Here is an 11,911-nt window from a genome sequence, read left to right as displayed (position 1 = left end):
GCTTGATATTGCCACGGCGAGCCGTCCGGCATCGGCAACAGTGCGCATGCCAGCCGTATTCAAGCCGCGCTTAGTGAATGGCCTCCTGACCAAACCGCAACAGCGTCGCACCGGCTCGACGATTCTCCCTCGCTCGACGAGGGACTACCAACGCTGAGAGGTTTAATATTCCGCATGGTGGAGTATGTCACGTGCACCAGCCATATTCATGGACAAAGTGAAGGTGCGATCATGAATAACTCTGCCGACCCCTCACGTACTCTTCGAACGTTAGAAACGTTGGAATCCAACGTTCGCCTGTACTCGCGTCTCTTCCCAGCGTGCTTTAGTCATGCGCGCGGGCCCTTTCTGCTAAGCGAGACGGGCGAACGGTTCATCGACTTCTTTTCCGGGGCTGGAGCGCTCAATTACGGCCACAACAATCATCAGCTAAAGGCAGCTATTACAGAATATCTGGGATCTGATGCTGTCGTTCACGGCCTCGATATGGCCACTCCGGCCAAGGTCGACTTTATGGAGACTTTCAACTCAGTTATTCTTCGTGAGCGGGGCTTGGATTATCGATTTCAATTTACTGGACCTACAGGTGCCAATGGCGTTGAGGCGGCATTGAAGCTGGCGCGTAAAGTAACCGGGCGCCACAACATCATTTCATTCACACGTGGTTATCATGGCCTCAGTCTCGGCGCCGCGGCTGCGACCAGCAGTCGCTTTCTTCGCGAAGCCAGTGGAGTCCCCCTGTCCGGCGTCACGATAATGCCCTATGATGGTTATCTTGGAGATGAGATTGATACGGCGGAGCACCTGCGGAACATATTGCTGGACTCTAGCAGCGGCATCGATGCGCCAGCCGCCATTCTCCTTGAAACAGTACAGGGGGAGGGCGGCATCAACGTCGCTCAAAAGGAATGGCTACGATCCGTACAAGCCCTAGCGGCAGAGATTGGAGCCATATTTATCGTCGACGATATTCAGATGGGTTGCGGCCGTACTGGCGATTTCTTCAGCTTTGAGTTCGCCGAGTTGTCACCAGATGTCGTAATATTGTCGAAGTCCTTAAGTGGATATGGTCTGCCGTTATCCATGTTGTTGATCAAAGAGGCAATTGATATATGGGAACCGGGAGAGCACACGGGCACCTTTCGAGGAAATAACCTAGCGCTTGTCTCTGCAACTGCAGCTTTGAATATCTACTGGCGCACTGAGATCTTTTCGCAAAGCATTTATCGACTGGGAACGCTGATGCGTCACCGGCTTAATGCTATTGCGCGCGCGCATGGAGACCACTTCACTGTCCGCGGCCGCGGAATGGCGCTCGGCTTTGATTGCCGAAATACTCACCTCGCTGAGACTGCAGCACGCAAGGCGTACGATAGGGGCCTCATCATTGAACGATGCGGCCCGGCGGACGAGGTCATCAAATTCTTTCCTCCGCTAACGATCGACCCGGAGACGCTGACTAAGGGTTTGGACATCTTTGAAGATAGCTTAGCGGAAGCAGCCCCGCTCTGACATGACATCTGCATCGGGCCTCGCTGCCTCGGCGAGGCCTCACGCCAGACGCTTGATCACCGCGGCAGGCTAGCACCTGTTCCGCATCTCGCTGGTGCTACACTTCGAGTACCACGACCGTCTAACTCTTGTTTCTCCCTGAACATGTTCCAGCTTCAGTCGACTAGCTCCCTGGGGACGGGCCTAGTCGTCGGGCAGGTCGCCTACCCGCATCACACTGCGGCCCAGGTCAACCTGGACTCGGATACGGATACGCTAACCGCCCGCACTCACGGTGAGCCCGGCTACAGAACCAGTAGGCTAACGAAGGCCGTTTGCATGTTGGGCGCGCGGTAATTGGTTGCGCATCACTTGCCTGGCAGGCACCTGGCAGATCGTGCGTTCTGGCGTTGCGTAACTCAACTGCCCAGTAGCGGAATGCACTTATCGAAGGATCGGTCCGCTCGGCGATGGTCATCGTGACAAGCCATCTCAAGACTTCTACAAGGGAGGTGAAGTTGCCGCTGACGACTCATTTCCGCGGTGAGTAGCCGGCTCTCCCGACCTGCAGCGCGGTATATCGCCAATCAGGAGGTGATGGCTAGTGAGGTGCTTCCACCCCACTAGTGCGGAGCTCTGCATGGACCCTCTGAGCACAGTAAGAAGCGGCCTCAAGATCTCGCAATTCGTATGTCTTTGGCTTGGACCCGGTGAGCGCTAAAACAACAATCTTCTGCGCACTCCTCACGGGGTGGATGCCTTCCCGATGCAGAGCGGTAAGCGCGGCCTCCGCGTCATGCGTCAAATACCCCTCGGGGCTTTCATCCTGCTCGAGATCGATCCACATGATACCAAGCCTTCGTAAAACGTCTTCAGCATTACGTTTTTCGAAGACGCTTTGAAATGCAACCCGTGTTGCTGACGGGTTGATGACCACGCAAACCCCGCCTCCTGCGTCAGTCACCAAAGTACCGGCCATCTCATTCGGCAGTAACGATTTGCAGGAGATGGCTATTCTCCGGCCGGCAGCATAGTCGATTGCGCCATGGTGAAGCACTTTCGCCCCGCAGCGTGCTATCCGACTTGCGTTGGCATAGGAGACTGTCGGGAGCAGCCTTGCTTGCCTCACAATCCTCGGATCGGCGGAGTAGATGCCACAGACATCCGAGTAGACTTCGCAAACGCCACTTCCCACCATATCGGCGGCTATTACCGCAGTCAAATCCGAGCTATTGCGGCCGAGCATTGAGACCCGTCCACCTTCATCCAGACCCTGCGCTCCGGCAAGGATTACCACGCGGCCATAATCGAGCGCCTTTAGCAGCGGTTTGTTGTCGACCTCCTCGATGACCGTCCTACCTAGAACCAAGGATGTCTTGATTCCAATCGAATAGCCAAAGAGCGATGATGTCGGCACCGAGTGTCTTTGCAATGCTGCCTCAAGAAGTCCAGCGGAAATCATTTCTCCCGCTGTCAGGACGGTGTCCAAGGCAACGGTGCTGCAGATTTCATTCACAGAGAGCGCTAGAGACTTCAGTACGTCCGTCTGGCCGTGCATCGCGCTAACGACGACCACGACTTGCCGCGCGTCATTTGCAAGCCTATCTACTATATGTCTGGAGACAGCGCGGTACGCCTCCGCATCACGAAAGCTCGATCCCCCACACTTCATTACTTTGATTGACATGCGCCGTGGCCCAACGTGCGAGATCACTTGCTTTAACTCACCCGGCGCCGCATTAGATCAGACGACGAGCCGCTTCGCGCGCTCGACATCCGGCTGCTTCTTGAGAGCTGCTCCTCGCGCTAGGCTTGTCATCGTCGCAGCAATAGCTGTACCACGAGATAGCTCACGATTAGCGCCGCCCGGCATCTCGCTGGCGGCTTGGGCGTGTTGCGGCAGCACAGGACGATGCACCTAAACAATGGCGCGCTAGTTGCCTGAGACCTCCATCCCGCGTTGTTCGATGTCGCCCATCTTGATTGTTGCGGTTGCCACAAAGGTCGATCGGGCCGCTAGTTCACACACCGCAGCGAGCTCCGTCGTACTGCATCACTACCTGAGATCATCAACAAGGGACATGAGCGGCATCCGGCGTACTGGCTTGGCACACCTCTTGCTGATGCTTCCACTGAACAGATCTCGGGAGGCCTCTTGCTCAGTCCGTTGAATGATGTCCGGCACGCCGCGTTGTTGCTGCCCGGTCTCCGGCACTTGCCGCCCCAGACCTGCGATGGAGCGACGTGTTTCGCCCGGTTCACTCGAACGGGCGACCCACTGCGCCGAGCCAGAATTTGGCCAAATACGGCCTTGCACGGAAGAGCTCGCCTCTGGGAACGCGTTCCCAAGATGGTGCTGCGACCGCAGCGGCAAGCGGAGCGTTGCAAAAAGCGCTCCGGACCCTATGCCACCCTCGGCGGGGACAGCACCAAGCGATTATATGCGCTCTACCTCAGCCCGGGCCCCGCCGGGACACAAAGCCCTCGCTTTTTTTCAGCTGGAGCGACCACCGCCGGTAAGCAGTCCGGTCCTGCGCCTGTTAACAATCGAGGCGCGCCAATCGTGTCAGGCCAAGAACGTATTGTGTGGAAAGGCCGGACGATGACACACGCCTGCGGCGTAGGTCGCCGCGACAACTTCGATGCGAAACCCGGCAAAAACTATGGCCTCTGGCAATCAGAACGCAGATTCTATTTGCCAACTGGACAGTTCATTGTCGTGGCGCCCTCGTCTCGGTTCACCAGAACCAGACTATCAACAGCAGGCCGCATCCTTGGCCTCCCCACAGGCGGCCATCAAACATTCTATGAAGATAGAGCGAGAGGGGACTCTGCGCCTGTAGGGCGGGAGATCGCCTTGCGCTTCCATATCCACAACCGTCTGCGTGCCGAACATCAATTGGTAACTCGCATACAGACGCCGTACATCAGCCGGGGAGAGACCTTACAATGAGCCTGGGATATCAGCAGAATGTTCGGCAATCGCAATCAGCCGTACTATCGCCGCGCCTGGCGAAGGCGATAAAGCTGCTGAAATTGTCTAATCTCGATCTGGCTGATTTCGTGGAGGAGGAGCTCGAGTGCAATCCATTGCTGGAGCGCGACATAGACATGCTGACGCAAGAGGATGCCGGAACAACGACCGACCTCTTCAGCGAAGCCAGCGGTCCGGACGACGCTAGTGATCTTGACAGCGACGCGTTCGACAATAGCCAACAAGACGGCTTGAGCGTAGACCCTGGCACTCGCCCCGAGCTCGACGCGGCGCCCAGCCCGGAGCTTGACGATCTTCATTCCGAGCCATTTGATGAGGACATTCCTCAGAATTCGGACCAAGATCGGCTGGACGTCGGCACAGAGGCGTCCCGCAGCCGATCTTGTCAGGAAGACTATAATCTAGAGGCGTGCGTACCGAAAGAGATCACCCTCCGCGATCATTTGACCGAGCAGCTCGGACTCGCGCTGACGTCGCCCACAAAGCGACTCATCGGACGCTATCTAATCGACCTCGTCGATGACGCCGGATACTTGCCGCAAGACCTAGGAAATGCCGCCAAACGGCTGGGGGCCTCGCAAACAGATGTTGATCTCGTTCTGGCAACATTGCAGACGTTTGACCCTCCTGGCGTCTTCGCTCGTTCTTTGAAAGAATGTTTCGCGATCCAGCTGCGCGAGCGCAACCGCTATGACCCAGCGATGCAGGCACTGGTTGAGAACCTCGCTCTTGTACCTGAGGGGGTTCCTGCCCTGCGCAGCGTTTGCGGAGAGAGCGATGAGGACATCGCCGATATGATTGCGGAACTTCGGTCACTCGACTCGAAGCCGGGACATAAGTTTGGTTCGGTGCGCCTGGAACTTTTGATCCCAGATGTCTTTGTTCGCCGGGGTCATCACCACAATTGGGTAGTCGAGCTGAACAGTGAAGCGTTTCCCAGCATTTCGCTGAATCAGGTTTATTATCGCGATTTCAAGGGCAAAATGCGCAACCGTAATGACAAGGCCTACCTGGCCAATAAGTGGTCTGATGCACGCTGGCTGGTAAGTTCACTTGAGAGACGTGCGAACACAATCTTGAAAGTTGCGAGCGAAATTGTGCGTCAGCAACATGACTTTTTCTCCTACGGCGTAGAGCATCTACGACCCCTCAATCTGAAAGCAGTGGCCGACGCCGCGGGGGTGCATGAGTCCACCGTTTCACGCGTAACGAACAACAAGTACATGGCCTCCAATCGTGGACGGTTCGAGCTCAAATACTTCTTCAAACCATCCATTGCTTCAGCCGTCGGCGAGACGGCTCACTCGGCAGAGGCTGTTCGCCACCGCATTAAGAGGCTCATCGACTCCGAGGCCCAAGCATCAGTGCTCTCAGATGACGCAATCGTCGAGCTATTGCGTTCCTCTGGGATCGATATAGCGCGCCGGACGGTCGCAAAATACCGTGGCAAAATGGGCATCCCTCCGTCCGTGGAGCGACGGCGCCAGAAGCAAGCTGCTCTCGGCTATGTTTCCTCAACGACTCCGCTCAATTCCCCAGACCGTACGGAGGCGGCTTGATCCTATTGAAGGATTTCGTTCACAGCGGCGGAGAAACGCATAGTTGAGCTGTCAGGCAGGACCATCAAGCTTGCTAGGCGCCGGGGATTGCCCCCAACCGCCTAAAGCCCTTAGATTGAAGACGGCCAATTGGGGCGTTAAGTCGCCCCGACGGCCGTTCTGCTAGGCTCAGGGGCAACGGCTGCATCCTTTCGCAGCCCCGATGGCCCCGCGTGAGCGTGATCCTCTCTCAGGCTGCTACGCGATTTTCATAAGCAAGAAATGGGTTGACTGGTTTAAGCAGGGCATCCGAAGCATCGATTGGAGCTCTGCCGCTAAATTGCTTGGTCAACCCTGCACTGATGAACCATAAGATGCCATCGGCGAGCATCCTGTGGGACGCTTGAACACTTCGTCTCACAAGATCGCCGTGTTGATGCCTAGGCCGCTCCTCGACGGGTAGATACCGCGCCTCAAATGCTGAGAAACGAAGAGACGTTCGATCCAATTGACGCAAGCTCCGCTGCCAGCACCCTGCCGGGGCATGGTGTAGCTGACGGTAGGTTACCTGCGATTTTCCGGCAGGCGGGTCGGAAGGCATCAGCCTGCCACGTCGGGCAGACCGACGATGAATTCATCGCTTAATGGCGCGATGCTTTCCGGCGTCATGTAGCGGGCGCCTGGACCGCACATTCGTCGTTCTGCTCGACAGGGTCGCATCGATTAGGTCGGCGATTGCGTCTCCGTTAGGGAAGATGCCGACGACCTCGGATCGCCGCTTGATCTTGCCGTTGAGGCGCTCGATCGGATTGGTAACCGGTATTTGAGTTTCTCGGTGCCGATGTCCCGCTGCGATATTCAAGATAGTGGCGTATGGTGCAACCATCGGGAGAGAGGCACCGGGAGCACCAAGGTGCGGGCAGGCCGATGCATACGATCAGCCACGAGCTCGGGTTAGTAGCTGGCCGCCTCTGCGACCAGCCCGGTTGCGCTGAGAGCGCGCATCCGTAGTTGTCGTGTCGCCCGTAGCTCCCGTCATGTGGTCTGATTTGGCAGGAGGTGCAAGTGCGACGGGTGATTGACATCGACGTCCGAACCTCGGAGAGGTGGTGGTTTGGGAGGATGGCAGCCTCCGACATGCGGGCCGTATTGATATAGACGCGGACTGCGTTGGACGGTTTTGGCAAGACCCTGCTGGCCAGTGATGCGGTGGTGGTCGAAGCGACCGCGAACAGAGTGGCGGTGTCGCCGGTTCTGGCGTCGTTCGTGGCACGCGTGATTGTCGCCAATTCGCATCAGGTGAAGGCGATCGCCCAGGCTCAAGTCGAGACCGACAAGATCGATGCCGGCACACTCGCGTGTCTGCAGGCGCCCGCGGCACCTGCCGCAGATCCGGACGCCTGACGCAGAGACGGAACGCAAGCGTCGGCTAGCGGCGCGGCGCTACCAGGTCGTGCGGCATCGCGCGGCTCAAGAACGAGGTGCAATCGATCCTGCACGCGCACCTGATCCCGAAGTGCTCCAGGCCTGCTCGCGGTCCCCGAGATCGTCCGCGCCACTTGTCGGGCCAAGCGCGCGTCCGCCGGGTTTCAGCAACGGTGCGCTTGATCTAACACCAGGCAGTACGATTATTGTTAGTTTTGCGCCAGCTGCCCATGTTAGATGTCCAACGATGGCAGCATGGGCGCTGCAACTGCTGCCGCGCATACCGTCATGGACCGCCTACATGCGGCAAGAGCCTCTCCCTCATAGCGCCAGGACCTATCTCAGGAGATTGAGCGTCACTCTCAAGCTTCTGGGCAACGGCCCAAATGTTCTGCGGCCGAGGCAATGCTGCGAGCAGGAGCATAGTCTCTCCCACACTCCTACATCACCAGAACCAAAACGGCAGAGCAACCTAGTCGGCAGTTGGTCCCGTTGTCATAAGGCGCGGCACGCTACTTGCTTAACGGCCAATGAGAATAGATGCATTGGTCTCTCGCGAGAACAGGTGCTCGATGACTTTTGTCAGGATACTTCTGCCAACACTTTGGCGCCGAGGCGCTGCAATCGCAAGCGGCGGTGCATCTTATATCCGAAGTAGCGACATGAGCTCTCGCTTGGATTCCATGCGAGCGGCCACAGCTGCCCCCACTAGCGCCGTGTCCGCTTTCACCGCCGTAGATCTCATCCAAACCGACCGGCGCACTTGCTCGACCGCTTTGCGCCGAGCGGTGCGCCTGACGGCGAATGACGGTCACCACCACCTTTCACTCTTCTTCCAACCTGCGTCGCTCGGACATGCGATAATGACGCCTTGCGTTGAGCAACGGCAAGCTGACAGTGCACCAAAGTCCGCAATCTTGTCGCGCCGCGATCGCACTTTTCATGGAGCACAAGCGAGCGCATCAAGTGAGATACGCAATTGTATGGCATACCGACGGCTTTTTACCTTCTTTCGCAATCTTACATTGTTCTACAGCGCCCTTGCGTGCGGCATGAGCTTCGCTGGCTGAGTGCGTACTTTTTGTTAGCTTTTGAAGACGCCGGAGTTCGACACATGGCAACAGGTATCGTGAAATGGTTCAACGCAAGAAAGGGATATGGCTTCATCAGACCGGATGACGGAGGTCCGGACGTATTCGTACACGCCAGCGCGGTCGCAAAAGCCGGAAGAAGCGACTTAGCCGAAGGCATACGAATTTGCTACGAGCTCAGGACCAGTGCGGCAGGCCGAACCTTTGCAGAGGACCTCAGCATCCCCTAGACCCTTTGTCCGCCCTGTGAGGTGACGGGCGGCCCCGCGGCAAGCTCCTATCGAGGGTTGCGCCGGATGGTCCGGCGCCGAACCCCAAGCATGGGGAGCGGGCCTGATGAACCATAGCATTTTCGTAGGGCTGGATGTACACAAGGCAACGATTTCGGTTGCGATGGCCCAAGGAGTGCGCGGCGAGGAAGTTCGCAACTTAGGGATCATCCTAATCGCGCCGACCAATCAACAAGCGGGCAAAGAGCCCAGGTCAAGCTGTGCATCCTCTATCACCCCTTGTCGGCGGCCAGCAAAGCCGGGGTGATCGTCACCACCGCCATTGCACGCGAGATGGTCGGCTGCCTGTGGGCGACGCTCTTCAAGTAAGAACTCGGCCCGGCCGCGTGTGAAGAGCGCTGGTCGAGCGTATCGGTGCCAGGGCGGGAGGCAGGGCGCGGTGGGGACTCCTCGTATGAGCCGGCATTGTCGACGCTCGCTCGCAGATCTCGCCGCAAGTCCAGCACGGGACCTATTTGACGCTGGATCGAACGAAGCCACGTCTTGTGAGCGTGTAACTATGGGGGCTTGATCTAGGCTGTAGCGCGGCAATCTGGGTAGGAAGTGCGCGGCAATCAGGATGGCGAGGCGTGTCGCGGCCTGATGATGATTGCCGCGATGATTGTCGCGCGCAAGAGTTTTGTTGAACTCTGATTGTCGCGCAGCGTCAATCAGCGACGGTTTTGGGTGTCGCGTGCGATGGCGGCCGTCCGGGACCGCGTTTTCGTTCGAGGGCGGTCCGTCTGCGATAGCTCTCGACGTTCATCTCGACGATGGTGGCGTGATGAACGAGGCGATCGATAGCGGCCAGGGTCATGGCGGGGTCCGGGAAGACCCTGTTCCATTCGCCGAATGGCTGATTGGCGGTGATCAGCATCGAGCGGCGCTCGTAGCGTGCACTGATGAGCTCGAACAGCACGCTGGTCTCGGCCTGATCCTTGGTGACGTAAGCGAGATCATCAAGAATCAGGAGATCGAAGCGATCGAGACGATTGATGGCCGCCTCGAGGTTAAGCTCGCGTCGCGCTAGCTGGAGCTTCTGCACGAGATCGGTGGTCCGGGTGAAGAGGACGCGCCATCCGTTCTCGATGAGGGCCAGGCCGATCGCTGCCGCCAAGTGGCTCTTTCCGCCGCCGGGCGGGCCGAACAACAGCAAATTGGCGCCCTTGCCCAGCCAGCTGTCACCGGCGGCGAGCGCCATCACCTGCGCCTTTGAGATCATCGGCACGGCTTCGAAGTCGAAGCTGTCGAAGGTCTTTCCGGTGGGCAAACGTGCTTCGACAAGGTGTCGTTCGGTCCGACGGCGGCCGCGTTCGGCAATCTCGTGCTCGGCGATGGTCGCGAGGAAGCGGCCGGCCGGCCAGCCTTCCTTGTCGGACTGTTCGGCAAATTGCGCCCACAGCACCTTGATGGCAGGCAGACGGAGCTCATTGAGCAGCAGATTGAGGCGCGCGGCATCAACCGTGTTCGTTACGCTCATGCGGCACCTCCGGTCTCGGCGGCACCGATGAGGCATTCGTAGGTCGCAAGCGGCACGAGCTGCACCACGACGTTCGGCAGGTTGGCGGGATCGGGGGCGAAGTAAGCACGTAGCCGGTTGAGGTCGGGCAGTTGGCCGGCCTCGAGATCGGCGGTGAGCTGATCGGCGAGTTCGGCCTCGCAGCCGCGTTCATGAGCGAGCGCGAGGAGATCGACCATGATCCGGCTGGCTTTTTTGTCCGGCAAGCGTTCGCGCAAGCGATCGAAGGTCTTCCGATAGGCATCCCGCGGGAACAGCTGATCTCGGTAGACCAGATTGAGAAGTGCCATCGGCTTGCGCCGCAGGGAATGGATCACGTGCCGATAATCGACGACCTGGTCGTACTTGCCATTGGGATGCGGCCGCCCACGCGGCAAGGTGACGAGATGGGTGCCCCCGACGAACACGTCGAGACGATCGTCGTAAAGGCGCACCCGCAGTCGGTGACCGATCAGGCGCGATGGCACCGTGTAGAACACCTTGCGCAGGGTGAAGCCGCCGGACGAGGTCACGCGGACGATCACCTCTTCGTAGTCGGAGGTGCGCCGATCGGGCAGCTCCTGCAACACCACGCGCTCGCTATCGATCCGCTTGGCGTTGCGGGCATTGCGGCGGCTGACGATCTCGTCGATGAAGCCGCGATAGGTGGCAAGATCGTCGAAGTCGATAGTTCCGCGCAGCAGCAAGGCATCCGCGATTGCTCGCTTGAGATGACCGTGGGGCCCTTCGATCGAACCATTCTCGTGAGCAACGCCTCGATTGTTGCGGGAAGGCCGCATGCCGTAATGGGCACAAAGGGCCTCGTATCGCTGCGTCAGATCGTCCCGTGCATCACGATTGAGATTGCAGAATGCGGCCGACAGACTGTCGGTCCGATGCTCCCGCGGCGCCCCACCGAGCGACCAGAGGGCATTCTGCAGGCCTTCCGCCAGGGCGACGAAGCTCTCGCCGCCAAGCACGACGTGGGCGTGCTCGAACCCGCAATAGGCCAAACGGAAGTGATAGAGACGATGATCCAACGGAGCACCCGCGATCGTAACACCCAACTCGTCCATGTCTGTGAAGTCGGAGAGGCCGAGTTGGCCAGGCTCGTGGGTTTGGCGGAAGATCACCTCCTGCTCCTCGCCGTGGACCGCCCGCCATGCACGGATCCGACGTTCCAGGGTACGACGGATACCGATGCCGAGATCCGGATGACGCCGTAGCATCTCCTCGAACACCGCCACCGGGCGTAAGCCAGGTGCCGCCTTCAGGATCGGGACGATCTCGGTCTCGAACACCTCGCTCAACGGGTCCGGTCGTTGCCGGCCGCGGGGCGCCTTCCTTTGCGATGGAAATCGGGGATCTCTCTCGATCCGATAGGCGGTCGACGCACTGAATGACGCCTTGGCCGCCGCCACTGGCGGGCTATCGGTCTGACGGTACTTCATGTAGAGCCTTCTGTGGTTGCCGCCCGCAATGCAAGAAGTTTCTGACCCTTTGGCGTGTGATCGAGTGCGGTCTTCTGTCAGGCCTTCCTTTACGGCATTTTCAGAAGCCGCTGGCCGGTATGGTGATCCGCGGACCAGGTCCAATTCTCATCT

General features: G+C 58.7%; 6 protein-coding genes and 2 pseudogenes. 4 read left to right on the top strand and 4 right to left on the bottom strand.

The window, feature by feature from the left end:
- Positions 1–231 precede the first annotated feature (231 nt).
- Positions 232–1,512 (top strand): diaminobutyrate--2-oxoglutarate transaminase, encoded by a 1,281-nt coding sequence (gene ectB / locus AC0WRY_RS38115; protein WP_128929879.1) that lies wholly within the window; start codon positions 232–234, stop codon positions 1,510–1,512.
- Positions 1,513–2,092: 580 nt separating this feature from the next.
- On the opposite strand, the gene AC0WRY_RS38110 is transcribed toward ectB, so the two are convergent.
- A complete protein-coding gene (locus AC0WRY_RS38110; protein WP_237867293.1) occupies positions 2,093–3,178 on the bottom strand; it encodes an amino acid kinase family protein in 1,086 nt (361 codons plus the stop codon).
- A gap of 1,262 nt (positions 3,179–4,440) precedes the next feature.
- Here AC0WRY_RS38110 and rpoN point away from each other — a divergent pair.
- Positions 4,441–6,045: an RNA polymerase factor sigma-54 gene (rpoN, locus tag AC0WRY_RS38105; protein ID WP_128929881.1), complete on the top strand. Its 1,605-nt coding sequence runs from the start codon at positions 4,441–4,443 to the stop codon at positions 6,043–6,045.
- Between the two features lie 579 nt (positions 6,046–6,624).
- On the opposite strand, the pseudogene AC0WRY_RS38100 reads toward rpoN, so the two are convergent.
- Positions 6,625–6,886: pseudogene (locus AC0WRY_RS38100) on the bottom strand (transposase); the annotation flags it as partial.
- A gap of 203 nt (positions 6,887–7,089) precedes the next feature.
- Here AC0WRY_RS38100 and AC0WRY_RS38095 point away from each other — a divergent pair.
- Positions 7,090–7,544, top strand: a pseudogene (locus AC0WRY_RS38095) (IS110 family transposase); the annotation flags it as partial.
- Between the two features lie 1,019 nt (positions 7,545–8,563).
- Positions 8,564–8,770: a cold-shock protein gene (locus AC0WRY_RS38090; protein ID WP_128929882.1), complete on the top strand. Its 207-nt coding sequence runs from the start codon at positions 8,564–8,566 to the stop codon at positions 8,768–8,770.
- A 706-nt stretch (positions 8,771–9,476) separates the two neighbouring features.
- On the opposite strand, the gene istB is transcribed toward AC0WRY_RS38090, so the two are convergent.
- Both istB and istA read right to left on the bottom strand, forming a co-directional pair.
- A complete protein-coding gene (istB, locus tag AC0WRY_RS38085) occupies positions 9,477–10,289 on the bottom strand; it encodes an IS21-like element helper ATPase IstB (protein ID WP_206736872.1) in 813 nt (270 codons plus the stop codon).
- Positions 10,286–11,758, bottom strand: a complete 1,473-nt coding sequence (gene istA, locus AC0WRY_RS38080; protein ID WP_128955127.1) for an IS21 family transposase — start codon at positions 11,756–11,758, stop codon at positions 10,286–10,288. The genes istB and istA overlap by 4 nt, the downstream gene beginning before the upstream one ends.
- Between the last annotated feature and the right edge of the window lie 153 nt (positions 11,759–11,911).

Source organism: Bradyrhizobium sp. T-12 (assembly GCF_058314695.1).
The sequence above is the reverse complement of the archived record's forward strand: the minus strand, read 5'-3'. Positions and strand labels throughout refer to the sequence as shown.

What these genes read in the sequence shown, in the direction of transcription:
- ectB (WP_128929879.1), top strand. Translation starts at nt 232, where the DNA reads ATGAATAACTCTGCCGACCCCTCACGTACTCTTCGAACGTTAGAAACG.
- AC0WRY_RS38110 (WP_237867293.1), bottom strand. Translation starts at nt 3,178, where the DNA reads ATGTCAATCAAAGTAATGAAGTGTGGGGGATCGAGCTTTCGTGATGCG.
- rpoN (WP_128929881.1), top strand. Translation starts at nt 4,441, where the DNA reads ATGAGCCTGGGATATCAGCAGAATGTTCGGCAATCGCAATCAGCCGTA.
- AC0WRY_RS38090 (WP_128929882.1), top strand. Translation starts at nt 8,564, where the DNA reads ATGGCAACAGGTATCGTGAAATGGTTCAACGCAAGAAAGGGATATGGC.
- istB (WP_206736872.1), bottom strand. Translation starts at nt 10,289, where the DNA reads ATGAGCGTAACGAACACGGTTGATGCCGCGCGCCTCAATCTGCTGCTC.
- istA (WP_128955127.1), bottom strand. Translation starts at nt 11,758, where the DNA reads ATGAAGTACCGTCAGACCGATAGCCCGCCAGTGGCGGCGGCCAAGGCG.